Source organism: Cytobacillus spartinae (assembly GCF_042865285.1).
GTDB classification, from domain to species: Bacteria; Bacillota; Bacilli; order Bacillales; family Cytobacillaceae; genus Robertmurraya_A; species Robertmurraya_A spartinae.
Genome location: NZ_JBIACK010000005.1, coordinates 222192 through 248400, shown reverse-complemented (window position 1 = coordinate 248400; position 26209 = coordinate 222192). Strand labels below are relative to the sequence as shown.

General features: G+C 38.2%; 25 protein-coding genes and 1 other annotated feature. Of the genes, 7 read left to right on the top strand and 18 right to left on the bottom strand.

The genetic code is table 11. The features are described from left to right. Positions 1 to 84: 84 nt before the first annotated feature. The 9 genes from ACFYKX_RS13110 to ACFYKX_RS13070 form a co-directional block, all read right to left on the bottom strand. The gene (locus ACFYKX_RS13110; RefSeq protein ID WP_389361494.1) at positions 85 to 447 is read right to left on the bottom strand and encodes a molecular chaperone GrpE; all 363 of its coding nucleotides are present in this window, start codon (positions 445 to 447) and stop codon (positions 85 to 87) included. A gap of 25 nt (positions 448 to 472) precedes the next feature. Then, positions 473 to 1363, bottom strand: coding sequence for a CoB--CoM heterodisulfide reductase iron-sulfur subunit B family protein (locus ACFYKX_RS13105; RefSeq protein ID WP_389361493.1), 891 nt, complete (start codon positions 1361 to 1363; stop codon positions 473 to 475). Further along, positions 1360 to 2316, bottom strand: coding sequence for a succinate dehydrogenase/fumarate reductase iron-sulfur subunit (locus ACFYKX_RS13100; RefSeq protein ID WP_389361492.1), 957 nt, complete (start codon positions 2314 to 2316; stop codon positions 1360 to 1362). The genes ACFYKX_RS13105 and ACFYKX_RS13100 overlap by 4 nt, the downstream gene beginning before the upstream one ends. Then, complete coding sequence (locus tag ACFYKX_RS13095) at positions 2316 to 4025, bottom strand: FAD-binding protein (protein ID WP_389361491.1); 1710 nt, start codon at positions 4023 to 4025, stop codon at positions 2316 to 2318. The genes ACFYKX_RS13100 and ACFYKX_RS13095 overlap by 1 nt, the downstream gene beginning before the upstream one ends. Positions 4026 to 4052: 27 nt before the next feature. After that, positions 4053 to 4616, bottom strand: a complete 564-nt coding sequence (locus tag ACFYKX_RS13090; protein WP_389361490.1) for a Fe-S-containing hydro-lyase — start codon at positions 4614 to 4616, stop codon at positions 4053 to 4055. 93 nt (positions 4617 to 4709) lie between these two features. Beyond that, on the bottom strand, positions 4710 to 5555 hold the full coding sequence (locus tag ACFYKX_RS13085) for a fumarate hydratase (RefSeq protein ID WP_389361489.1): 846 nt from the start codon (positions 5553 to 5555) through the stop codon (positions 4710 to 4712). Positions 5556 to 5575: 20 nt separating this feature from the next. Further along, positions 5576 to 5749: a hypothetical protein gene (locus ACFYKX_RS13080; RefSeq protein ID WP_389361488.1), complete on the bottom strand. Its 174-nt coding sequence runs from the start codon at positions 5747 to 5749 to the stop codon at positions 5576 to 5578. A 77-nt stretch (positions 5750 to 5826) separates the two neighbouring features. Continuing rightward, complete coding sequence (locus ACFYKX_RS13075) at positions 5827 to 7302, bottom strand: anion permease (RefSeq protein ID WP_389361487.1); 1476 nt, start codon at positions 7300 to 7302, stop codon at positions 5827 to 5829. Between the two features lie 360 nt (positions 7303 to 7662). Beyond that, positions 7663 to 8550, bottom strand: coding sequence for a LysR family transcriptional regulator (locus tag ACFYKX_RS13070; RefSeq protein WP_389361486.1), 888 nt, complete (start codon positions 8548 to 8550; stop codon positions 7663 to 7665). A 715-nt stretch (positions 8551 to 9265) separates the two neighbouring features. On the opposite strand from ACFYKX_RS13070, the gene ACFYKX_RS13065 reads away from it, so the two are divergent. From ACFYKX_RS13065 to ACFYKX_RS13055, 3 genes are all read left to right on the top strand, one after another. Continuing rightward, on the top strand, positions 9266 to 10735 hold the full coding sequence (locus ACFYKX_RS13065) for an ABC transporter permease (RefSeq protein ID WP_389361485.1): 1470 nt from the start codon (positions 9266 to 9268) through the stop codon (positions 10733 to 10735). A gap of 25 nt (positions 10736 to 10760) precedes the next feature. Then, a complete protein-coding gene (locus ACFYKX_RS13060) occupies positions 10761 to 11465 on the top strand; it encodes an ABC transporter ATP-binding protein (protein ID WP_377929619.1) in 705 nt (234 codons plus the stop codon). 112 nt (positions 11466 to 11577) lie between these two features. Next, positions 11578 to 11907: a hypothetical protein gene (locus ACFYKX_RS13055; protein ID WP_389361484.1), complete on the top strand. Its 330-nt coding sequence runs from the start codon at positions 11578 to 11580 to the stop codon at positions 11905 to 11907. A gap of 306 nt (positions 11908 to 12213) precedes the next feature. On the opposite strand, the gene tyrS is transcribed toward ACFYKX_RS13055, so the two are convergent. The 7 genes from tyrS to ACFYKX_RS13020 form a co-directional block, all read right to left on the bottom strand. Continuing rightward, a complete protein-coding gene (tyrS, locus tag ACFYKX_RS13050; protein WP_389361483.1) occupies positions 12214 to 13458 on the bottom strand; it encodes a tyrosine--tRNA ligase in 1245 nt (414 codons plus the stop codon). A gap of 40 nt (positions 13459 to 13498) precedes the next feature. Further along, positions 13499 to 13720 (bottom strand) — a binding site (T-box leader). 15 nt (positions 13721 to 13735) lie between these two features. Beyond that, entirely contained in the window at positions 13736 to 14248 is a 513-nt protein-coding gene (locus ACFYKX_RS13045; RefSeq protein ID WP_389361524.1) for a MarR family transcriptional regulator, read from the bottom strand. 309 nt (positions 14249 to 14557) lie between these two features. Beyond that, complete coding sequence (pdaA, locus tag ACFYKX_RS13040) at positions 14558 to 15355, bottom strand: delta-lactam-biosynthetic de-N-acetylase (RefSeq protein ID WP_389361482.1); 798 nt, start codon at positions 15353 to 15355, stop codon at positions 14558 to 14560. Between the two features lie 75 nt (positions 15356 to 15430). Then, the gene (locus ACFYKX_RS13035; RefSeq protein WP_389361481.1) at positions 15431 to 15895 is read right to left on the bottom strand and encodes an NUDIX hydrolase; all 465 of its coding nucleotides are present in this window, start codon (positions 15893 to 15895) and stop codon (positions 15431 to 15433) included. Positions 15896 to 16109: 214 nt separating this feature from the next. Next, positions 16110 to 16817 carry a hypothetical protein gene (locus ACFYKX_RS13030; RefSeq protein ID WP_389361480.1) on the bottom strand — a complete coding sequence of 236 codons (708 nt, stop codon included), beginning with the start codon at positions 16815 to 16817 and terminating at the stop codon, positions 16110 to 16112. 126 nt (positions 16818 to 16943) lie between these two features. Continuing rightward, the gene (locus ACFYKX_RS13025) at positions 16944 to 17324 is read right to left on the bottom strand and encodes a YkvA family protein (protein WP_389361479.1); all 381 of its coding nucleotides are present in this window, start codon (positions 17322 to 17324) and stop codon (positions 16944 to 16946) included. Positions 17325 to 17446: 122 nt separating this feature from the next. Then, on the bottom strand, positions 17447 to 18133 hold the full coding sequence (locus ACFYKX_RS13020; RefSeq protein ID WP_389361478.1) for a CPBP family intramembrane glutamic endopeptidase: 687 nt from the start codon (positions 18131 to 18133) through the stop codon (positions 17447 to 17449). 188 nt (positions 18134 to 18321) lie between these two features. On the opposite strand from ACFYKX_RS13020, the gene ACFYKX_RS13015 reads away from it, so the two are divergent. After that, entirely contained in the window at positions 18322 to 19164 is an 843-nt protein-coding gene (locus tag ACFYKX_RS13015; RefSeq protein WP_389361477.1) for a methyl-accepting chemotaxis protein, read from the top strand. 256 nt (positions 19165 to 19420) lie between these two features. On the opposite strand, the gene ACFYKX_RS13010 is transcribed toward ACFYKX_RS13015, so the two are convergent. Continuing rightward, the gene (locus ACFYKX_RS13010) at positions 19421 to 20068 is read right to left on the bottom strand and encodes a TetR/AcrR family transcriptional regulator (RefSeq protein WP_389361476.1); all 648 of its coding nucleotides are present in this window, start codon (positions 20066 to 20068) and stop codon (positions 19421 to 19423) included. A 121-nt stretch (positions 20069 to 20189) separates the two neighbouring features. On the opposite strand from ACFYKX_RS13010, the gene ACFYKX_RS13005 reads away from it, so the two are divergent. Together ACFYKX_RS13005 and ACFYKX_RS13000 are read left to right on the top strand one after the other, a co-directional pair. Further along, on the top strand, positions 20190 to 22409 hold the full coding sequence (locus ACFYKX_RS13005) for an MMPL family transporter (RefSeq protein ID WP_389361475.1): 2220 nt from the start codon (positions 20190 to 20192) through the stop codon (positions 22407 to 22409). A gap of 189 nt (positions 22410 to 22598) precedes the next feature. Further along, entirely contained in the window at positions 22599 to 23930 is a 1332-nt protein-coding gene (locus ACFYKX_RS13000; RefSeq protein WP_389361474.1) for a DUF5050 domain-containing protein, read from the top strand. A gap of 133 nt (positions 23931 to 24063) precedes the next feature. Here the strand turns inward: ACFYKX_RS13000 and ACFYKX_RS12995 are convergent, their stop codons facing one another. Further along, on the bottom strand, positions 24064 to 24228 hold the full coding sequence (locus ACFYKX_RS12995; protein WP_389361473.1) for a hypothetical protein: 165 nt from the start codon (positions 24226 to 24228) through the stop codon (positions 24064 to 24066). 227 nt (positions 24229 to 24455) lie between these two features. Between ACFYKX_RS12995 and ACFYKX_RS12990 the strand changes: the two genes are divergently transcribed. Further along, on the top strand, positions 24456 to 25994 hold the full coding sequence (locus ACFYKX_RS12990) for a hypothetical protein (RefSeq protein ID WP_389361472.1): 1539 nt from the start codon (positions 24456 to 24458) through the stop codon (positions 25992 to 25994). Positions 25995 to 26209 lie beyond the last annotated feature (215 nt).

Below are 26209 nucleotides of genomic sequence, written 5' to 3'. Positions count from 1 at the left end.
ATAGAAATTCAATAGAAAAAGGCCTTCAATATTGAAGACCACGCACAATTCCATGAAGTTTTTGTTACAAATACGAAGAATCGTTCAAAGTTTATTTAATGGGTGAACTGCCAAATTTTTATATGTCTTATAAGTGCCAGTTTTAAATGAAATCGAGATAAAACTTTCTAATTGTTCCTTCCATGCTTGCCCCATGTCATGGGGGTTAAATGTTGCCTTGCCATGGACGACTTTAATCCACTGCCCTGTATCATCATCTTGAAAATAGCCTGTCACCGTTGTGGAAAGTTCGTGGAAAGCCTTGGAGTTAGAGTACACGACTCCGTGATAGATATAACTCTCTCCATATTGGTCATGAATCCAATCATCATGCATATTCAGTAACCAAAGAATGCCTCTTTCCACGTTTCCCACTAATTTTGCTCTTTTTTGGTAGATATAGTTCATCTCTTATATCTCCTTTTGAGAGAAGTTAAACTGTTACTAACTTCTTTTGTAGTGCAGGAATTGCATCGACCACATGGCGATTAATTGCTAATTCCTCTGGACTAATCCCTAATGCTAATCCGATTAACTGTGGGAGGTGAATAATCGGCATCGTGATATCACGGTCAAACCCTTTTTGCGCATCAGGCTGGTAAGCATCTAATTGCATTTGGCATAGTGGGCAAGGCGTAACGATACAATCTGCACCCGCATCCTTAGGAGATAAACAGTTGATTCCTGTCATATCCATCACTTCTTTTTGAGCAGGGAATACAGCATGGAATCCACAGCATGCAAGCCTTTGGTCAAATTCCACACACTCAGCACCCAATGCTTCCGCAACCATTTCCATCGATTGTGGATTTCTATGGTTCTCAAATCCCATCACTTTAGGTGGCATAAGGATGTGGCATCCATAGAAATTAGCGACCTTAAGTCCTGTTAGTGGTACCTTTACTTTCGCCTTTAGCTTATCTAACCCATAATCCTGAAGAAGAGCCCATAACAAGTGTGTCACCTCTACAGATCCTTGATATTCAAGTCCAGCTCGATCCAGCCCCACATTTACTTTCTCTCTTAGAACTTCATTTTTATCCATTTTCAGTTTTGCTGTTCGTAGCATTAATGTACATGTATTACATACCGTAAGGAGCTTATCTACTCCCAACTCTTCAGCTAGGGCAATATTTCTAGCATTTATAGAAGTAGATAGAAAATCATCAATATCCTGTATATGGCTCGCTCCGCAACATGTCCAGCCGTTTAGCTCGATTAGTTCAATTCCTAGAGCATCTGCTACCTTCTTAGTAGAAATCATCAACTCTTCTGCCGCGGATTCTAATGTACACCCTGGAAAAAAAGCATATTTTAACGTCATGATTCCCTAACCTCCTCGGCGTAATCGTATAATTTTCTTACTTCCTCAATGCCTGCAATTTCTTTTGGCATATGAAGTGGATTAATTTTCCCCTTCTTAATCATTCTTAAGGCAAACGGGATTTTCGTCATGGCCGTTTGAACCAATCCATCCGTTCTAATTGGAAGCATCGTTTCATTCAGTCGTCCTTTGTTTTTCACATCATCGTGGAAGGCATAAGCATGTTTAGCACCTTGATTATTCTTTTCACCCATTTTCATCGTTTCAGCACGAAGGAAAGCAATTTGGTCTGTTAATGGAATCGATTTCGGACATTGTGATACACATTGCATACAGTGCAAGCATTTCCATAAATCATTATCAAGCACTGGTTGTAAATGTTGCTCAGGCGCCTCATCTCTTGAATCCACAACATAGCGATACGCTTTATTTAAAATAAACGGTTCTAGATAGCCGTCTTGGTTCACGGATAGCTGATTACATTCGGACGCACAGACACCGCATAGAATACAGTCGGTTGGTGCAGCAATCTGGTGAAATTCTTCTTCACTTTGGATAAAGCCTTTTTCCTTGCTACCGAGTTCACTAGGAATGATCCAAGGTTTAACTTTCTCCATTTTTTCCATTTTCGGTTCCCAAAGAATCACCAAGTCTTTAATCACATCAAAGTTTTTCAATGGCTCAAATGTGAGATTCATCGTTTTATAGGTTTCGATTACCTCATCTAATGAAGAATTACATGCTAGAAAGGCATTTCCATTTATTTGAACTGCACAGCTGCCACAAATGGCATGACGGCAAGCTGAAGTAAAGTTTAAGGTTGGGTCTTGCTCCTCACGAATTTTCGTTAGCAACCACAGGATCGTTTTTCCTGACTCGTAAGGGACTTCATATTTTTGAAAATAGGTTTCATGCCCATCAAATCTTTTGATTTTAACTACTAGCTTTTCCATTAGTATTTTCGCTCCTCCGGTTGATATTTTGTAATCGTGACCGGTGCATATTCTAGTCGATACTTGTCTCCATCCTTATAGATTAGAGTATGCTTGAGAAATTTCTCATCGTTTCTCTCTGGATAATCTCCTCTAGAATGTGATCCCCTGCTCTCTTGTCTATTCAGGGCTCCCATCGTTACGGCTCTAGCAAGCTTTAAGATATTGCCAATCTCCACATAGTTGATAAACGCCATATTGTATATTTCAGAAGGATCTCCCGCATAAGCATCCTTATATTGTTCAAGTAACTTATCGATGGTTTCTAAAGCTGTTTCCATTTCAGACTCTGTTCGGAAAATTCCTACGTTGTACCACATCGTTTCTGCTAATTTGTTGCGGATTTCAAACATGCTGATTCCTGAAGTCTTCTCGCGAATGGTCTTAAATTTCGTTTTCCATTCAGAAGCTTGTTGTTCAAGCTTTGCTGTGCTTCCAAATGACCGTCTTTTCGCTGACTCTTTCGCCCCTAATCCAGCATACTTCCCGAATAACACAACATCCGCAACTGAGTTTCCACCTAAGCGATTTGCTCCATGGATCGATACAGAGCAGCACTCACCAGCAGCATGAATCCCTTCAATCGGTGTGCTACATGTTTTATAATCTGAAACATGAATTCCACCCATTGTATAATGGCAACTAGGACGAATGGGAACAGGTTCTTTAATCAGGTCAACACCTTCGAATTCCATTGCAAGTTCTCGAACCTGTGGAAGACGCTCCATAATTTTCTTTTCACCCAAATGACGAAGGTCCATTAACACGTATGAAGTCATTCCTTCTCCAAATCCACGACCTTCTTTAATCTCTGTTTCAATCGAGCGAGATACAAGGTCACGAGGGCCGAGCTCCATTTTTTCTGGTGCATAGCGAGCCATAAAACGCTCTCCATCTTTATTGATTAGGTAACCACCTTCACCACGGCAAGCCTCTGACAGCAACACCCCTGTTTGAGCTAAGCCTGTTGGGTGGAACTGAATAAATTCAGGGTCCTTCAGAGGAATCCCAGCTTCAAAGCAAGCTGCTGTTCCATCCCCCGTCATATTGATGGCATTGGTCGTTCTGCTCCAATAAATTCTTCCGAATCCACCTGTTGCCATAACAACCGATTTCGCCTGAATCGGATGTATTTTTCCGTCACGAATATCCATCGCGACCAAGCCTTCAAACTTTCCATCTTCCACAACCACAGATAGTAAGTACCATTCATTTAAGAACTCAACCTTGTTCTTTAAGCATTGTTCGTACAAAGCGTGTAAAATAACATGGCCTGTCTTATCGGCCGAATAGCACGTTCTTGGACTAGATGCTCCACCAAATGGTCTCTGTGCCACGTGACCATTTTCATCTCTGGAAAATGGAACTCCATAGTAATCTAGTTCGGAAATGATCGATGGCATATTCGATGTAAAAAATTCAACCGCATCCTGATCGGCTAAAAAGTCACTACCCTTTACTGTGTCTCTGAAATGTTTTTCCGTGGAATCCGTCTGATCTCGATAGCCCATCGCTGCATTAATTCCACCCTGTGCTGCACCTGTATGTGAACGAGTAGGGAATATTTTACTTAATACCGCTACTCGAATATCTTTCCCTTCACTAGCTGAAAGGGCAGCCATCATTCCTGCCCCACCAGCTCCCACTACGACTACATCATAATTTAACATTGGGATCGCTCCTCATCTTCGTTCTCGTTAGTCTACAACTCTATATTGTTGAACCCCTAACTCATATAAATTGTTTCCCTCTGAATCTATTGCGACGATACACGGGTAATCTTCCACTACTAAACGGCGAATCGCTTCTGGTCCAAGTTCATCGAAAGCAACCACATCTGCTTCCTTTACTGAGTCTGCGATTAACGCTGCCGCTCCACCAATTGCCGCAAAATATACAACATTATTGGCTTTCATCGCTTCTACAACCTCTTTACTACGTGGACCTTTGCCGATCATGCCTTTGAGGCCACCTTGCTCCATCATCATCGGAGAGTAAGCATCCATCCGTCCACTTGTGGTTGGTCCGCATGAACCAATGACCTTACCTGGCTTTGCTGGAGTTGGACCAGCGTAATAGACTACTTGGTTAGTAAAATCAACTGGTAGTTCTTCACCTGCTTTTATCGATTCTGTTAAAAGTTTGTGTGCTGCATCGCGAGCTGTATAGATAACCCCAGAGATGGAAACCTGGTCACCTGCTTTTAAATCTCTTACGACTTCATCTGTTAAAGGGGTCGTGATTTTTTTTATGGTAGACATGTTTGTCCCTCCTGTAATCAAATGCGCCTTGCTATCTGAGGACTTCTTCTTATTCAGTAAGGGGTTATACCCCCGCTGAAACTTCACTTTAGGTTATAGAATCGCTTCCTTATGTCTTGCCGCATGACAATTCAAGCAAACCGCAACTGGCATGGTGGCAATATGGGTTGGATAGGTCTCAATATGGACTGCTAATGCTGTAACTTTTCCTCCAAAGCCTTGTGGTCCGATTCCTAGCTTATTAATTTCGACTAACAGCTCTTCTTCAAGTGCCTGATATTCTGGATTTGGATGAGGATGTCCAGCTTCGCGAGCTAGTGCTTTTTTCGCGAGTAACGTACTCTTATCCATCGTTCCGCCGATTCCGACTCCGACAATGACTGGTGGGCAAGGATTTCCTCCCGCTTGTGTAACAGCTTTTATGATGAAATCTTTTACTCCTTCTAATCCTTCTGACGGCTTCAGCATTTTTAATGCACCCATATTTTCACTACCAGCACCCTTAGGAAGAACTTGAATTTTCACCTGGTCACCAGGAACAAGATCTGTGTAAATAACGGCTGGTGTGTTATCACCCGTGTTCTTCCGATTCAGAACTGGATCTGCTACGACCGATTTACGGAGATACCCCTCTTGATATCCTTGGCGAATCCCTTCATTGATGGCGTCTGTTAAGCTACCACCCACAATCCGAGCGTCCTGTCCTACCTCAACAAACACCACTAAAATTCCTGTGTCCTGACACATAGGGGCATGCTCAGCACGTGATAACTCTACATTCTTAACAATTTTCTCTAAGCTGTATTTACCAAATTGAGATTCTTCTGTTTCTACTGCCTTTTTAAGTAACTTTTCTACGTCTTCTGGTAGATTGCATGCTGCATCTATGCTTAGTTCCTTCACTGTTTGAATAATTTGCTCTACTGAAATCTCTCTCATGGATGAACCCTCCGTTTTTACTAGCTCGCTTTATAAATTTTTACAGTCTCCGTTATTACAGTTGGAATTTCCTGTTTCCCACACTTACTACAATTGAAAACTGGAATTTTCAATTCGTAATCATCGTCCGCCCCGTGGAAATACTCTATAGAATTACTTTTTTTCACATCAGCATGACAGCAACTAGATTTCATGTTATTCCCTCCAAGTAATCTCGAAGTCTATCAACTATTAAAAGCAAATAGACTTCGAGGTTTTTAAAAGAATCGTTTTACCATAATCCAAGAACTTTCCACCAAAGACCTCCAACCAGTGCCCAAATAATAATGTGAATGACGGATATCGCAAATCCGATGGACCACCATTTATTTTGAGACACATAGCCTGATCCGAAGAAAACTGGTGCTGGACCGGAACCATAGTGTGTTAAACATCCGAACAAGTTTCCAAAGAATCCTAAGATTAATGCCGTCAACATTGGTGGTGCTCCAGCTGCAATCGCTACTGCTAAAAACGCCGCATACATGGCACTTACGTGTGCTGTTGAGCTTGCAAAGAAATAGTGAGAATAGAAGTAGATCAGCGCTAAAGCTCCAAGTGCCATAATCCAAGACATTCCACTTACTGCGCCACCCATTAAATCACTGAACCAAGGAATCATCCCTAAAGTGTTTAAGAATGAAGCCATCATAACTAGTGCCGCGAACCAAACTAATGTATCCCAAGCGCCTTGTTCTTTTTTAATATCATCCCAAGACAACACGGATAAAAGTAAAAGTACAGATAAACCAATTAAAGCCGTCGTTGTTGCGTCAATATTGATTTTGCTACCGAAAATCCATAAGCCTAAGATTAGTACGAATACTGAGATCATGCTCCACTCTGATTTCTTTAAAGGACCCATTTCTTTTAACTTCTGCGTGGCAATTTGTGCCGCTGCAGGAGTCTCTTTTACTTCAGGTGGATAAACTTTGTAGATGAACAACGGAATCACAATTAAGCTCACTAGACCTGGAACAAGCGCGGCTAGTGCCCAGCCACCCCATGAAATAGCGACTCCAGCTTCACCCGCAATGGTTGCTGCTAAAGGATTGGCTGCCATCGCTGTCATAAACATCGCGGATGTGATCATGTTTCCTTGGAAAGCGGTTTTCGTTAAGAAAGAACCAATTTTTCTCTCAGATCCGTCTTCAGGGTCTGATCCGAACGTTTGTGATAGGGATTTAATTATCGGAAAGATAATCCCACCACCACGTGCTGTATTACTTGGCATTGCTGGAGATAAAATTAAATCACTGACTAAAAGTGCATAGGATAGACCTAATGTTTTCTTTCCAAACTTCTTAACAAACATATAAGCAACACGATTTCCTAATCCTGTTTTGATAAAACCTCTTGAGATAAAGAAGGCGATTACGATTAACCAAATGGTTGTATTTTGAAAACCACTCAACGCTTCCTGAGTCCCTAATGTACCTGTTAAGATAACAGCTGCGATTGAGAGGACTGCCACTCCGCCCATTGGTAAAGGTTTTATAATTAATCCCACAATCGTAGCAACAAATATTGCGAATAAGTGCCATGCTTTTGGATCTAATCCCTCTGGTGCGCCAATAAACCAAATGATTGCTCCGACTGCTAGAGTAATGAGCAACGAGATAAAATTAACCTCTTTGACCGCTTTTTTCTCCTGTGGATCTTGATTCTGTGGTGGACTTTGATACTGAAGTTTTCGTACCGCTCCCATTTTTTCCACTCCCTAATTTATTAATGAAGGCTGTTTTCGTATTGATTGTTGATCTTCTGAATTGTGACTCTAACTCGGGTAAAACATTTCTTCATGGCAATAAATTTCAGCGCCAGAATCGTTTAAATACTTCCTTTTTACCAAAAGCAACAACGTTTACGTAAAGAGCCTTGATAAAAGACAGGTGTGCTTAGCACCTCTGCTTATGTGAATATCTTCACACAGTTTTCCATTATCGTGAAATACCGATTTTCTATAGTTTTATAGCTAAAACCTATAAGTGAAACATTTCACAAACTTTCTCTTTTTAAAATCACACTCAAAACCTGAACTACCTGTTGGTTAAATGATTGTGATTCATTATTGTGCCTTTTTAATATTTTCATCTTTGAAATAATGACTAAAAAATTCAATTACTTTCTTGCACTCACTTGATAACTGTCTTCCCTTTTTCCATGCTAGACCAATGTTTATTTTTAGTGGACTCTTCAAAGGAACTGCCACAATGTCATGATGATCTTTCACATACATATCCATTAATAAAGATATGCCTAAGCCTTTCCCGACCATTGATCGAACGGTCTCAACCTTGTCAGATGTAAAAATAATATTGGGTTGAACATTCGACTTTAAACAGTGATTTAATAACATATTGTGATGAACGTATTCTGCTGTCATCATCACAAATCTTTCTTCTGCTAAGTCCTTACAATCTATTACCTTTCTAGAACTTAACGGATGACCTTTTTGCATACAAATGACTAATTCATCCTGAACGAAAGGAATCATATCTAAGCATTCTGATGATTGAGGCAGTATGATAAACCCCATCTCTAACTCGCCAGTTTCAATGAGATTTCTAATGGCGACAGAACCCTTTTCAATGACATCAAACTGGATATTCGAGTATTTTTGCTTGAACTCAATGAAGACGTTTGGAAACATCTGTGCACCAATCATGGGTGGAAGTCCGATTTTTACAACCCCATTATCTGACTCACTGACCTCACATATCGCTTCATTCATGTTTGCAAGGATTGTAACAATTCTGTTTAAGAATAGTTCCCCCTTGTATGTAAGAGAAACATTCTTCGTTGTCCGTTCCAAAAGCTTTACACCTAATTCATCCTCAAGCTTATGGAGCGAATTTGAAATGGACGGCTGTGAAACATGTAAGCATTCAGCTGCATGTGTAAAGCTCTTGTGTTTACTCACTTCTACAAAGTACTCTAATTGTCGTAGCTCCATGTAGAACACTCCTCTATCAGTTTTGCACAACTACTTCTCTCTATTTACCGTCATTATATTTTTTTTAAGAGCTTTCGATGGATTAAGTAACTTTTGATATCGTTATGTAACTAATGTAAGTGGATTTTTGTAACAGAAAGTTCATTAGGTACTGACAGTGATAAAATTAAGCATAAGAACTTGATTAGTACCCGAAACGTATAAAGAGGATGACTCAATAGATCATAACTAGATTTGGAGTATAATAATCACAAAAAAGAGGTACACGAATATGTTAAATCTTCGTGTACCTCTTTGTTTTGGGTAGAATAGTAACTTATCATAATGACGTATCTTTCTGATTGCTATGGCTTTGTCCCCTAAATTTTGCTTCATAGTTTGGTTGTAATGTGCAGCATGACCCTATTATTTTTTAGTCTTTTTATATCTCATTTTCTGCTAAATTTTCTGCTTTTAACAAGATTAAGATATTCCCATCCAAACTTGCAATTCTAATCGAGGAATCAGTGTTACATCTTCATTTATAAATCATCCTAAATTGTTAAAACTTAAGAAATATTTACGTAATAATTTAGACATAAATTTCTAGTAGTCTATATTCATTGGGACAATGAGATAGGTTATCTGACGCACAAAATATGAGCTACCTTCCTCACAGTCCAATAAAGAAAATATTAAGTGACAAGGGAGGTTCTCCCTGTCAGGAGGGTCTAGGATGAATTTTATTAAACGAGCTTTGTTGAGTGTAAAAGCGAGAAAAGGAAAAAGCCTACTACAGATATTCGTGTTTTCTGTTATTTGTGTTTTGGTACTAGCTGGTCTTTCTATTCAAACGGCGGCTCAAAAATCTGGGGAGCTTGCCAGACAAAAGCTTGGAGCGGATGTCACTCTTCAAGTAGACATGGAGAAACTACGGGAGAATATGCAATCCCAACAGCAATCATCAGGTGAACGAGTACGTTTTCAATCTACACCCCTTCCAGTAAACTCAGCAGAGGAATTAACATCTTTCCCACAAATTAAAGGGTATAATTTTTACTCTTCCACAACCGCATTGGCTACAACTTTTGAACCGATTGAAAGTGCCGAAGAAGCTGTGGAATCAACGGATGAAAGTACCGACAGTAATGTGACACAGGGTCAAGGTAGGTTTAGAGGAATGGCTCAAGGTGATATTTCAATCCAGGGTGTTACGTATACAGATTCCACAACAGAATTTATGGACAGAACATCGACTTTAGAAGAAGGCGAGCACATTACTTTAGAAGATATAGGAAAAAATGTGGCTCTTATTGAACAGACTCTTGCGGAAGAAAATGATTTAACAGTTGGCGACACGATAACGGTTACCAATCCTTTGGACGACTCAATTACAGTAGAACTTTTAGTAAAAGGAATTTATTCTACAACCTCAGTTGGTTCGGATCAAGGAATGAATTTTACTGCACTAATTCCATACAACAAAATATATGTTCCGTATACGACTGCAGCTACGTTAAAAGGAACGGAATACGAAGGAACGATCGATAGTGCTATTTACTACATTGAAAATCCTACAGAAATGGATAGCTTTATAAATCAGGCTCAACTAGAAAGTAGCATTGATTTTGATACGTTCAAACTAGATGCTAATGATCAACTTTATCAACAGATGGTTGGTCCGATTGATAATGTGGCTAACTTTTCAAATAACATTGTTTATCTTGTCTCGATAGCGGGCGCAATTATTTTAGGTTTAATCATCATGATGTCAATACGTGAACGAAAATATGAAATGGGTGTGCTTTTAGCAATCGGTGAACAACGTTGGAAGCTTGTGGGTCAGTTTATTGTTGAAATTTTAATTGTGGCGGCAATCTCTTTCGGAATTGCAACATTTAGTGGTAACGCCGTTGCTAACCAAGTAAGCGATCAGTTGTTAAATCAAGAATTACAGACAGCGGAACAGACAAATACACCAGCATCATTTAGAGGTAGAGGAATGTTCGGAGGAGGAATGGCAGGATTGCAAGCAGGACAAACTCAACAAGTCGAGACAATCGAAGACTTAGACGTGAGTGTAACTGCTGATGACTTAGGATTATTAGCCATAATTGGAATACTTATTGCAATCTTATCTTCTCTTCTGCCAACGTTCTCGGTGATAAGACTTCAACCGAAAACAATTCTGAGCAGACAAGATTAATTTTCAAAAAGGAGATGATTACAAAATGACGTTGCTTGAATTAAACAATGTTAGCTATTGGTATAAACATGAAAATAAAAGACACGATATTCTAAAAAAAATCAATATAAGCTTTGAACGAGGTATGTTTTATACGATTGTAGGTCCTTCCGGTTCAGGTAAGACAACCTTTCTAGCACTAGCAAGTGCACTTGATGTGCCGAAGGAAGGTTCTATATTCTATGAAGGGAAAGAAATAAAAAAAATTGGCTTAACTAAATTCCGAAGCAAATATGTTTCAATTGTCTTTCAGTCGTATAACCTGTTACCTTACATGACAGCTTTGCAAAATGTCATTACGGGTATTGAAATAAAAGGAACAAAACATAAAAATAAAAAGGAGTTCGCACTGCAAATGCTCGAACGGGTGGGTATCTCATCTGAACAAGCTCGTCAGAAAGTATTAACACTGAGCGGAGGACAACAGCAGCGTGTTTCCATTGCGCGTGCACTTTGCTCAGATACAGATTTAATTGTTGCAGATGAACCAACAGGTAATCTGGATGAAAACACTGCACAAGAAATTGTCGATCTTCTCCAATCTTTAGCACATAACGAAGGAAAATGTATAATTGTTGTAACCCATGATCAAACGATTGCAAGTAAGTCAGATAAGATCGTTAAGCTATCTAAAGGAAACCTTACGTTAACAGACAACATGACAGATAATTTATCCCTCGCTGGAAAGTAGATAAAACTTGATAAGACCTTTGTCTACTCATATCAACAAGACATCTCTCATTTGTTATATAAATTTGTGTACAAGCATATTGTTAAATGTAACTTTCCTAAAGGGGTAGATTATGTTGAAGCAATTATTTGTTTTTTTTGGTCTAATGATGATTTGTATTTTCATGGTATATGCCAATGCTCTAAGTTCTAAACCAATCCCTTCTATCAGCGGGTCTATAGAAACTAATGTCTCTGTTCAACAAGATACAGAAACATATGATGAAAACTTAGACTCCATCATTCTTGAATTGGAATACTTGCATGAGGAAGATCAAGACAAAGAAGTTGACGGATTTATTGTTGAAACCTACAGAGAGTATGAAATTTATAAGGATAAGGAAGGAAACATATTAAAACAAGTTCCGACTTCAAACTTTAATTACTTAAAATATAAAAAATAATAAGCTGATTTAATCTTATTAAGGGCATTTATTTGCCCTTTTTTGTTGCATGAGTTGTCAAATTCGACGAAACGATCACCCTATAAGAGTGATCGTCTTTAACGATTATTATTTAGTTACCAGTATCGTTGTGCTGCGCATTAAAATGCTTATTGTATTCGTTCACTCTTGTTCAACGTCCCCCCCCCCGTTAGACATGTTTATCAAGCATTCTATTTTGATGAACTGTATATTAATAACGATTAATAATAAAATTTATAGCTTACAAAATAAAGGTACAACATCAAGTTGCACCTTTTTGTAAGATTATCTATTTATCTTTACAAACTTTCGTTTACCAACTTGTATAATTAATCCTTCAGTAATAGATACTGTTAATTTAGTATCCTGAACCCTGTCCCCATTAATTTTTACTCCTTTGTTCTCAATCATTCTTCGAGCTTCACTTTTTGAACTTAGTAATTGTAGATCAACTAGTAAATCTATAACAGGTATCTCTCTATCTCCATTCCAATCCACTACTGGAATTTCATCAGGTAGTGCCCCTTGTTGAAAGACGGAGATGAAATCTTGTTCTGCTTTTTCAGCTGCTTCTAATCCGTGGTACATTCTAACGATTGTCTTTCCCAGTAACATTTTTGCATCTCTTGGGTGAAGGGAACCGGACTCCAACTGTTCTTTCATCGTTTGAATTTGTTCCAGAGTAAAATCTGTAATTAAATCGAAGTATTTACTCATTAACTCATCTGGAATAGACATTGCTTTCCCGTACATTTCCTTTGGACTTTCATCAATACCGATGTAGTTTTTCTTCGACTTTGACATCTTCTCAACACCGTCTAGTCCCTCTAGTAGAGGCATTAACATCGCTACTTGCTTCTCTTTGCCGAATTTTTCTTGAAAGTGCCTTCCCATTAGGATATTAAAGTGTTGGTCAGTTCCACCAAGTTCTATATCACACTCTAATTCAACTGAATCGAAACCTTGCATTAAAGGGTAGAAAAATTCATGTAGGGAAATAGGTTTTCCGTATGCAATCCTTTCCTCAAAGTCATCTCTTTCTAATAACCTCGCCACTGTTATCTTGCCTGCAAGTTGAATAACATCCTCAAACTTTAATTTTGACAACCATTTAGAATTGTAATGTAACTCTACTTTATCCATATCAATGACCTTAGCAAATTGCTCAAAGTATGTCTTAGCATTATGCTTAACTTCCTCATCTGTTAATGGCTTTCTAGCTATGGACTTTCCTGTTGGATCTCCAATTTTCCCTGTGAAATCTCCAATTATTAGTTGGATCGTGTGCCCATTCTCTTGAAACTGCTTTAACTTGTTTAGAACCACGGTGTGTCCAAGGTGTACGTCTGGAGCAGAAGGATCTAATCCCAATTTTATTTTCAGGGATTTATTTTCAATGATTGATTTTGCAATTTTCACTTCTAACTCTTCAGTCGGAATAATTTCTTGTGTGCCTTGTCTATAAATGGCTAACTGTCTTTTCAATTCTGTACGTTGTTCATCATTTAATTGGTCAATAAATTTAGTCATTTCTTTTTCCCTCCTAAAATATAAAAAACCACATCCCTAAAAAAGGGACGTGGTTTAAACTTTTTACACGCGGTACCACCCTTATTGAAGGAGAAAATCCTTCCACTCAACGATTAACGGCTCGTCCGTTCTTTGCTACTTCCGTTCACAAAGAAAGCTCAAGGAATGTAATTCGTGTTATCTTTGTATCGGTTTGCACCAACCACCGACTCTCTGTTCACAGGGAGATAACTACTACTGGGTTTCCTATCATAGCAGCTGCAATATGAAATTGTAATTAGAAGCGATTATCTCTTATAATCGTACGAAGAAGTCTGGTCATCTTTATCTGCTCTTCTACTGATAGACTAGAGACTATTGTTACTTCCCCTTTATGGAATCGTGGATAAAGAGTCTCCATTACTTGCCTTCCCTTTTCAGTTAAGGCAACATAGGTGATTCTTCTATCCCTATTATCCGTTTTTCTATAACACAGCTCTTTTCTTTCAAGTGTTTTGGTTATGTTACTCACCGTAGCTTTAGAGACAGCTGAAGACTCAGCTAATTTTTTTGTCTCGACTGACTCCCAAATCCACAAATCATAAAGCATTGAAAAGGCAGTCCATGATAAACCATATTCTGATAAGACTTCCTGTTCCATTTTGTTTTTTAACCCTTGGGCAACACGATATAGATTTGTCACAACAGCAATCGCATCCAAATTTAAAGATTCAATAGGAATTTGAGTTAGCCGATTGATCGTATCAATTTCTTCAGGAAGAAGTTCCCCTTCCTCGTTAAATGAGTGAATAAGAATACCTCCTTTAAAGTTTTCAGAATTATTAGCTATGAAACGATAATACCAAATAGAAGTGGCGGATGCAAGTAGGCTATTCCAAAAAATATTTCCAAAGTTCCCTTTACCTGTAACTGAAGATATTTATTGCGCAGTATAAGTCTAATGTTCATCAGTAGATATTCTAATTTTGCTATTTTCAAATATATCCTGTAATTCGTATTGAATTATATACAATATCAAATAGAAAAAAGCAGTTCAATTTCGGACTGCAATTTTGAAAATCGCACTCCAAAACTAAACTACTTACATTAGGTTCAATCCCTACATCCCATATAACATTGGTTCATCAATCGCCTTGCTCATCGTTAAATCATCCAAACTCTTAAACGTGTAGCCCTTCTTTTTCAAATCCTTAATGACTTTCTCAAGGGCATCAGCGTTATCTTTAGAGACGGTGTGTAACAAGATGACCGCACCTGGATGAATCTGCGACATGATTTTATTGTACGCATATTCCCAGCCTTTTTGCTGATCGGTATACCAGTCAACAAAGGCGAGCGACCACATAACATGTGTATATCCTTGCTCTTTTGCCAGTGCTAATGTTCGTTCACTAAGCACCCCTCTTGGAGGACGCAAGTAGATCATATTCTTTTCACCAGTGATTTTTTCAGTAGCAGCACGAACTTTTTCAAGCTCTCTTGCAAGTCTTTCGTCATCCACCTTCGTTAAATCTGGATGATAGTAGGAATGATTTCCGATGATATGTCCATCCTTCACCATTCTTTCGACGAGTGGTGCTGCACTCTCCAAATAGTGACCCGTCACAAAAAAGGTTGCGGGAACTTGTTCTTTTTTCAAAATATCTAAGATCTGTTTGGTATAGCCGTTCTCATAGCCATTGTCGAACGTTAAGTAAATTTCCTTTTTGTTTGGATCTCCTTTATAATAGCTGTCATACTTCTCTAAAAGGTCGTCCAGCTTCTTACCCGCTTGAGCTTGCTGTTCATCGTGTCCTTTCTTAAAGCCCCATTGAATCGGGGTGTTCGGAACTTGTGCATGGGCAACAGTTGATGAAATCAAGCACCAAGAAAAAAGGATAATCAGATACTTCTTCATCTGCAATCCTCCTAATCAACATTTTTTCTTATTGTTTGATTAGGAAGATGAAACATTCCTTACAGATATTAGCATTTACCTCACAACGAGGTGTTTGGGATAGTCAGACAGCCCGCGTTGTAGCTCTTGATGTATGACTTCTGGATAAAGCGTTATTTGACTTAACTCGTCAATCGGAATCCATTTATAAATTAATCTTTCTCCTTCATTCCCGTGAAATTCCTCGTTGCTAAATAATGAATGATTTTCTGCACATACTTTATAGTACAAGCCGATTTCGTGGAAATCCATGTGATCGTATTGGAAAAAGTTTTCGACGGACCATAATAGTCGTTCAACCGTTACATCTATTCCGAGCTCCTCTTGAAATTCCCTTTTCAAAGCGACCCCAGATTCCTCCATCAAAGCCACTCTTCCACCTGGAAGGGACCAATGATCATCTTTTGCTTCCCTATGTAATAGCACATAATTATCTATGATCCACACGCCAACTACTCGGTAATTAAACACACCTTTTTCGGTTTTAAACACAGCATCCATTTTTAAAGTTCTCCTTTTATAAAATTAGCTTACTAAGAATTCTTTTAAAAAGGAAAATATCCTTTTTTGGCGCAAAAGTAGGTCACACTTACAGTGAAAAAAATATCAATTAGCTATAGTTCGATGCATATTCACGCTTGTATTAACGCAAAAAAACGCTGGGATATATACTTTATCCTAACGTTTCACTAATGAAATTTAATTGATATCTCACTTAAGGTTCCACTGGACCATAAAAGGGATTCTTATTAATATCTGTTATAAACTCAATCGCTTTCACTTGATACATTTTATCGCGGTAATCATATGTAATGATGATGTCTCCTATAAACATAGCGGGTGTTATTTGACCGCTTACCCTGACCATAAGGTTATTGTTTATAACTTCATAATCCATAATGCTCCCAAACCCTATATCTTCAAATAAGTTTTCAGGATTGATTTCAAAAGGAGTTAGATCAACTTGATACTTCTTATCCCCTATACTTATCTCTGCTTCTTCATTCGATAGCTTTGTTTTTACGTTCTTATTAATAATGTCTAAAGGATGATCTACCACCACTCCAGTTAATCGGTTGTCCATTGTGTGAAAAACATGAACATCTTCCAATAGAACACCAGTACCATGCCCTTGTGTCAAGGTAATAATCAACTCTTCCTTAAGGTCTTTGTTAATGTCTTCATAGAAAATTTGTGGAGCGTAGGTAGGACTTGTTTCGCTATTCCAAAGTGGTCTTGTGTAAATTCCACCTTTAAAATCAATTTTAAATCCTCTATATAATCCATCCAATTCCTTTCCGTAAAGAGTTATATTCTCTTTTTGATTCTGACTAACCATTTTATATCCTTCGTCCTCTGCTCCTGTAATAGTAGGGGTAATCATTAGAAGGAACGCTATTATTAAGCTGATAGTAGTTTTCATAGGCAACACCTCATTTTAGTGTTCCCTATTTGATGTACTTTTTCCACGATACCTAATGTAATCAAATACGTTTGATTTACACTAATTGATGACTTCTAAAGGGAGACGAATAACTCCTATCCATACCTAACTGAACATCTGATAAACCTTTAAGATAGCCCACAGCATAATGATGCTCCATACCAAAATGATGAGTGATCCTACTAGCCAATTTTTCGGCTTACCGTTTTTCATCATTTCTTTTGCCTGCACTTCACATTCAACTATTACTTCAGCAGGGATCATTCTTAACGCAAACATAATCCCTAATGGAACGATAATCACATCGTCTAAATAACCGAGTATCGGGATGAAATCAGGGATTAAATCAATCGGACTAAACGCATAGGCTACTACACATGCGGTGAATAATTTCGCATACCAAGGTACTCTTTCATCTTTATAAGCTAGGTAAAGGACAAAAATTTGTTGTTTTAACCTTTTGGCCCATGCCTTAATTTTCCCCATAAAATTTTCTCCTCAAATTCAATTTCTTTATCCTTACTACTAATTTACCATCAAAAGTGATCGAAACATTGATCATTTTACATAAAAAATCCCCGGATCACTTATCCGGGGTACTCACTAAATTAGGCAAGATTCTGACTAGAGGTAGATTGGTTTATCATTTGGTATATTGAGCCGCGAGACTTCTTAATCCAAAGAATAATCAATCCTATGACTACGAAACGAAAAGTAATCCCCACAATTCCACCCTCCGGACCGTATAACCCGCCTGAAAGCCATGTATTGTCTAGAAGATTGAGATTTAGAATCCCGTCGACCTCAAATCCGCTCAGAGGAAAACCTAAAATCGTCGCCTGAACATAATTCCAAGCAAAATGGAGTGCCCATGGAAGCCAGATTTTTCTCGTACCGACAAAGGCAATCCCGTACATAACGCCCCCTAGTCCATTACTGATAACAGATAGTAATGTGGCATGGTCGTTCGTTGCGTGCATCCAGCCGAACACTACGGAAGTTAGAACTACGGCTAACCATGGCCTTTTAAGAAACTTTATTAATACACTGAGTAGAATAATTCGGTATATTAACTCCTCGTATCCTGCCGCAAACCATGTGAGACCTGTGTAGAAAGCAAATGTTTTTAAATCAAAACCAATACTCTCTACTTCGATTAAGCCAGATACTAGGCTGATTATAAATATTCCAACCATTGCAAATCCAGTAATAGCTAGCCCAACTCCAATATCTCCTCTTGTATTTCGGTCGGGAGTAAATGGGGAGAGTAGGCCTTTTAGGTTCATTTTTCTCATGAAAGGTCTCCAACTATATTTAATTTTTTTCTCTATTTCCCATTATACATTGAACCTTAAATACAATGGAAATTTTAAACAGTACTTTTGACTTACTCAAAACAAAATAGTAGTTAAACCTGCCTACATAGTGTAAAATAAATAGTACAAAAGTTATACAAAAACATGACAAATAAGGAGGGGTTTATATGTTTTTAGCTATAGAAGATGAAAAAACAGCCCAAGACATCTTAAACCAGTACATAAACGTCGTATCGGTCATTTCTTCGATGCTACCCAATATCGCTGTTGGAATCACCAATACGGAGGAGTGGCTTGTTTACTATCCTAGTCGAAAAATTGACCTTGGCGTTAAACGAGGCACAAAAATTAATCCTCAAGAACCACTAGCAGATTGTATTAAGAATAACAAGGTCATTAAACAAGAAGTGCCACCTGAATTTTTTGGTTTTCCGTTTACAGGATTAGCAAATCCCATCATGCTTGATGGAAAAGTGATAGGGGCGATTGCCATTCAGCTACAAGAACAAAATGAGCGTGAACTAAGAAGAATATCTGACCAAATCGTTACCTCAATCATTCATACAAATGATAACGTTAACAAAGTTGAAAAAGGTGCAGAAGGATTGTCTGATATCAGCAATCAGCTTTTACGGCAGTCCATTCATGCTGCTGAAGAAATGAAGAAGACGGATGAGGTCACAAAACTCATTAAAAAAATTGCGGACCAAACGAACCTATTAGGGTTAAATGCTTCTATAGAAGCGGCTAGAGCAGGTGATATGGGTAGAGGATTTAATATTGTAGCGAAAGAGATTCGAAAACTATCGAGTGAGACAGTTGCCTCTACTGAAAAAATCCGTGAGACGATGACGAATCTACAAGCATCCATGAAGGAAATGGCCGCTTCCATTGAAAAGGTCGTAGCTGTCGGTAAAGATCAAGAGGCTTCCACCCAACAGATCGCTACATTCGTTGATGAAATTGAAAAAATGAGTAAAGAATTAAACAAGTACGCTGCTGAACTATAAGAAGCAAATATACTGATACTAATAGACGAATAGGTTCTTTAGATGAACCGTAACCCACTCTACTTTTTTAAAAAGAGAGCTTTCTCATGTGTTCAGGTAAAATACAGTAAGCCGTTAACCTTTGAGGAAACGGCTTATTTATTGTTAACCTTTTTCACTATATACGATCTCTTTAATCGTTCCTATTATTGACCCTTACCCCCTAGGTGGTTCTCCCTGCAAAACATTGGGTAGGTTCTACTTTCCGTTTTTTATATTAGGATGGCTTACCAGTTTCACCGCTGTACGGAAATAATCCGTTCCAGAATAAATCCATTATTTTTAAGGCAGTTTCTTCAATTGTTGGAAACAGTCGTGTTTGATCTGGGTTACGATAATTGCCGACCTTAAGTAAAGACATATAACTATGGACAGCAAATTTAGCATTGATTTCTGGAATCTCTTTATTATTCATTGCGTCCGTAAATGCATTTTCTAATGCATCAAACATTTTTGATTCAGCATGTTGCATGGCCTGAAGTTGTTTTTCACTCAATGAGCTCTTAGCTTCTCGCAAAAAGCCATCTAAGTCTATATCAAAAGTTGCTCTTAAATGAGCCTCTGTCACACGATGAAGCCGTTCACGTAAAGGCTCAGGTTCTAGAAGCATTTGCAACATGTATTCGCGTATTTGAGTCATAAGATGAGTCATCGCTTCTGTAAATAAAGCAGCTTTGCTTTCAAAATAATAGTAGATTGTTGCTTTTGTCACATTACATCTTTTGGCTACATCATCTAAAGAGACATTTTTAAATCCTTCGCTTAAAAATAACTGTATGGCAGCATGAAGGATGACTTCATTTGTAGGTTTACTTTTTTCACTTAAGCGAGGCCTTCCGAGTGAGCGTTTTTTCTTCTCTTTCAAGCTTGTCCTCTCCTTATGTTTGAATCGTATTTATTATAGCACAGAAATAAACATTGATAATTAACTGACCAGTATATATAATTTAAGAACAAATGGATAATCTCTCTAGGAGGAGAAACATATGAATTTTTTTAAGTTGGGTAAGGTTGTTGCTGGCTCTAGAAGTCGTTGGTTGACTTTGATTGTATGGGTATCTATTGTAGGTTTGTTATCCATTATGTGGCCACAAGTTAATAATGAAGAGACAAATTCTAGTCAACTACTTCCAGATTCAGCGATGTCTGTGGAGGCTGAGAGGATCTCCGAAGAACAGTTTCCAAATGAAAACGGAGTACCCTTATTAGTGGTATGGTACCGTGATGGTGGGTTAAAGACAGAAGATTATAGTTACATACAAGCTTTCTTTCAGGATTTAAAAGAAAATCCTCTTCCTTCTCAATCCATGGTTCCTGACTTTGGTAATGCTCCGCCACAAGCATTACTGAAGATAGCATCCGAAGATGGCGAAGCACTCTCTACACCGATTTTTTACAAAACCGAGGCTTCGGTTGATGAATTACAAGAATCCCTGGATGTGTTAAATAAGAAGATCACTACTCTTGTCGGGGAAGATTTGTTTTCTAAAGAACTGTCAGAGGATGGTTTGCATGTTCGGTTTACAGGACCAGTCGCTATTCAAACAGACGCAACAGCATTGTTCAGCCAAGCAGATGTGACCTTATTAATCGCAACGGTCTTATTGGTCTTATTTTTATTAGTCATTCTTTATCGTTCAATCATCTTAGCATTAGTACCTTTAATCGGTGTAGGATTTGCATATGGAATCATTAGCCCGTTGCTAGGATTTTTAGCAAGTAAAGGATGGATTGTGGTTGATGCTCAGGCTATCTCTATTATGACCGTCTTGCTTTTCGGAGCTGGAACCGATTACTGTCTTTTTCTAGTGTCAAGGTATCGCGACGAACTGCAACTTGAAGCGAATAAATACAAAGCCCTTCACTTAGCAATTTCCAATTCCGGTGGGGCCATTCTCATGAGTGCTTTAACCACAGCACTGGGTCTCTTTACTCTAGGGTTAGCACACTATGCTTCTTATGATCGATTTGCTGTTCCGTTTAGCGTGGCTATTATTATTATGGGAATTGCCGTTTTAACCTTGTTACCAGCCCTTCTAGCCATGCTTGGTCGAGTAGCATTTTTCCCATTTATTCCAAGAACGGAGTCCATGTACAAAGAGCTTGAATTAAAAAGAGGGAAACCCGTTCGAAGACCTAACTATCGCAGTGCTTTTAGCAGAGCAGCAGGCCGTGTTGTGACACATAAACCGTGGACGATTATATCAATCACTGTCGTATTTCTTTGTGTGCTAGCCGTCTTCGTTCCTAAAATTGAATATACGTATGGGGTGTTTGAATCGTTCCCAGAGGATATGCCGTCCCGAGAAGGAAATACTTTATTATCTGAGCACTACCCTGTTGGAGAAATTGCGCCTGTACAATTGCTTGTGGATACAGACGGACAAGACGTTTCCGTTCAGGAACTTCTTACTTCATTACCTTATGTAGAAAGTGTAAGTGATCCAGTATCTGGGGAATTAAATAAAGATATTATGGAATATAGGATTGTATTTTCAATAAATCCTTTCTCAGATGAAGCAATTTCTGCTATTCCTGAGTTAAAAGAGCAAGTAGTAACTGTATTAACTCAAACAGGTATCGCTCAAGCAGAAGAACAAGTTTGGTTAGGTGGAGAAACCGCGACGTTATATGATACTGAACAGATTACTAGTCGTGATCAAAATGTGATTATTCCTGTTGTGTTGGCCATTATTGCTTTACTACTAGTCGTCTATTTGCGATCGATTCCAGCAATGCTCTATTTATTATTTACTGTCGGACTATCATTCTTATCCGCACTTGGTCTAGGCTGGCTTGTCATTCATTACATCTATGGTGCAGAAGCCATGCAAGGCCTAATCCCTCTTTACGCATTTGTTTTCCTTGTTGCTCTCGGAGGGGATTATAACTTGTTTATGATTTCGAGCATTTGGAAAAACCGAAGGAAGATGCCTTTAAAACAGGCCATCGCAGAAGGAGTTGAAGAAACAAGTAGTGTGATTACATCTGCAGGTCTTATTCTTGCAGGAACGTTCGCCGTATTAGCTGTACTCCCTCTTCAAGTGCTAGTTCAATTTGGAACAGTGACAGCTATTGGAATTGTGCTAGACACCTTTATTGTAAGACCACTTCTTGTACCTGCGATTACAACGGTGCTTGGAAAGTACTCTTTCTGGCCAGGGGAGCTTTGGAAAAAAACAGATATAGAGAAGGAAGAGGCTTAATCTCTGAAATGAAGGGTAAGGGAAATGTTCGCGAAGAGAACATTTCCCTTTTTTATATCAATCACTTACGAGCTAGTTTTACCGGTTTTAGTAACTGATTAATACTGTTTCTATTAATGTTTCATACGCACAACATCATTTACCTAGGAATATGATAAGTTGATGAACTTTCCAAATGAGGGGTGCAGTATGAATAAACATCATAATACTCTTTATATTGTTCAACCCGGTGATTATTTACATTCCATAGCCAGGAAGTTTAACACCACTATAGAACGTATTGCTCTTATGAATAAGCTTGACAGCCAAGTGTTATATATCGGTCAAACACTTTTAATCCCGAATCAACCAAGCGTGGGAGAAGCAAGACAACTTCAATATAAGCCTGTAACAGCCTATACTGCAACACGCCCTATTAATGTAAATGGTGTTAACATTAATGCTGGATTGTATCCTGTACTAAATTTCAAGCCTGAAGGAGCTACTTATCCTTTTATTTATGTGCCCATCGCTGAGTTTAGTAGAGTTGGGGCAAATGTTGTGTGGGACCCCGTAAATCAAGTAATTAACGTTACGTCTGATTATGATGAATTGAAAAGTAGAGTGGAATCCCTCACGGCCGAAAACCAATACTTAAAGACCCTAATCAACAACACTCAGTTGGCTGAACAAGGGAATACAGCTGGCAATATTATGAACACTGGTTTCTTGGGAAAAGAGAATGAGTGGATATATTTTAATAAGCGTCAAGGTCAAGAAGTATACGGAGCTTTAATGAAAAAGCAAACAGATTTAACGATGGAGACACTGCTAGCAAGCTATGAAGATCCATCTTATATAAATATATTAAATGGATGGGTTTATTTTAGAAGTGGCTGGAATAATGGAAGGATTTTCAAAATAAGAACGGACGGAACAGAACTGACACAAATAAATGATGATAGTTCAACGAATATTTTGGTAAGAGGTGACTGGGTATACTACGTAAACCAGTCGGATGGTGCAAAAATATATAAGATTCGAGTAAATGGCACTGAAAGAACAAAGCTAAATGAAGATCAATCTTCTACCATTAACCTTATCGGCAATTATATTTATTATCAAAATGTATCTAATCAGCAAAAGCCATATCGGGTAAACATTGATGGAACAGAAAGAACGAAATTAAACGATACAGGTGTATATAGCATGCTCATTCAAGGGGATTGGATATACTTTAGAAATCCAGCCGATGAAAGTCGAATTTACAGGATGAAAATCGACGGATCTTCTATAATGAGATTGAGTGATGTTCCTGCTTCTAATTTAAATGTATCAAATGGTTGGATTTACTATACTACGGTTAGTGTACCTGGTGGTGATCTCTATAAAATGAGGCTTGATGGATCAGAGAAGACCTATTTGAATGAAGAGTTTGTAACGAATATCATTATTTTTGAAGACTGGATTTACTACACTAGAACCGAAAAAATGATTTATCGAATAAAAACAGATGGGACACAAAAGCAAACGTTATATTAATTTATCATGAAAAGAAGGATCCAGGGATCCTTCTTTTGTACGTCTTCAGTCCTGTTGTCCTTCCTCTCGGTACGGGGCATTTAATAACTAAATGCAACATAACCTAATAGATCAATAAGCATAGATGCAAAAGCTAGCAAATTTCCCTCTTAAAATAAAAAACGATCCCATTAACACCGGTTAATTCCCATCCTTCTTTACCCAGAGAGTTCAACTTTTCAGTCATGGCTGTATTGAAATCATTTCCGTCCTTCAATTGAATTTGTATGCTTTCCACTTTGTATTCAAATTGCTTCATTAAATAACCTCCTCGTATTTTTTTATAGCCAACTATTAATCATACGAGTCATTTTAAAAATAGTTTCTTTTGAGCATCCTACTCCTTAGTTCCATAATCCTTTTAAAGAATTACAGCCGTTTAATCGAATTTATAGTAAATTATTCGATTACATACTTCATAACCTTCCATTTTATTAGGCTATAATATGGTTTTTTTTGAGCAAACTAACACAAAGGAGCTAAGATATGGACATCGTAAATCAAGTTACTCATCTACAATTACTAAATCAGTTTTGGCTTATTTTAATATTTCTGATTCCGATGGTGTTAGTTTCCCGCACAGTTGTAGCAGGTACAAGGTTTTCACCTATTCTAATTATCGTTATTTTTGGGTTAACGATGGGCTACCTACTTGTATTAAGCGGCGTTGCGTCTCCTGGCCTTCCGGAATTCGCATTTGTTGGTTTAATGGCTAATACTACCATAATTGCACTAACAGCAACCTTCTTTGTAGGAGGACAAGAATTAAGAAAAATCCTCGGAAACAAAGAATTGACTGAGGATGAGTTTGTGATTCCTTCAAGTGAAGAAACAATCCTCGGTACATCAAGAACACAATTAATTTTTATCATTCGTTCTTTCTTTATTTTATTTGGGATTGAAGGACTGACTCGAATTATATTGAATACAGGTTCTTCAACCATCCCAGCAAACTACTACCCCCTCATTGCCTATATTGGGATAATCGGTGCAATCATTTTTATTGACAATAAAGCGACTATTAAAGATAAGCGCGTCTACTTACAAAAAGGTGTAGTGGAGATGCTTTTACTCGTTGCAGTATTATTCCTGTCCTATCATATTTCTGTATGGATTAGTTCCATCATCTCACTGCCACAAATCTTTTTTGCGATGATGATTGCAGCAGGATTAGGAGCCCTTTTCTTTGAGTGGACATTTGGTCCAACTGTACGAGCTTTATTATTTGCCGGTATTCCAATTGTTCTAGCAGGTAACTTTATGGTTGGTGGATCTCGTATTGGGGAGGCATTTTCTATCGAGGGAATGAATTCGGTTATTTTCTATGGATTTTTTGGACAACTATTTTGGATGTTTGGTGGCATTGCATTACTAATGTTTTTTGCAAAAACAGCAAATACAAGAAATCTTGCACCTGGGATGGCTGGGTCGTTATCACACTCTGGTTTAACAGGGGCATGTACAGCAGGAGACTTTGGAAAAATTGCTGCTAATCGTGCACCCATTATGATCAATATCCCCTTCTTTGGACATATTTTTGTATTTTCTATTCTTGCCATTAGTGCTGACCGAGGAAGCTTATGGATCTTGCCTTCATTACTATTAGGTGCTTTAGGAGTCGCATTGACCATCTGGTCTCTTCGTAATCTGCGAAAAGCCAATGGTAATGATAAAAAAGAAGTAAATGCGCTCATTCAATTTTCATTTGGCTGGCAAATTTACGCTGTTTTCGGAGGTTTAGTGTTGTTAAGTTTAAGTGATATGCCTTTTAATTATTCAGCTATGGCTCAATCTAGTGCTATATCTCACTTCGGATTATTTGCCGCCATTCAAGGTGGCATGTTTGGTACAAATGCAGCCTTATTGATCCCATTTATTTTCTCCATGCCATTTTTAGTTCACCCTGTTGTGTTCTATATGTTTGGGAAAGCCATGGAGAACGGTGGCGAGATGCCAGTGAAACCCGTTTATTCCCTTGCAGGCATTGGGGTTATAGGTGTGGCAGCCTCTCTATTCTTTCTATAAAAGAAACAAGGGGGACAGGTTCTCTGTCCCTGCATTTTTATTCACCGAATTCAATAACCGAATAATCAGTGCCCTTAGGTAAAGTTTTTATCACTAATGATAACTTAGAATATCTTTGATCGTTTGAGATCAGAACCATACTATCTCCGTCATAATTAATCCAAAAAACGCTTTGATCCTCGTTAAGCATAATAATAGGTGTTTCTATATATTCA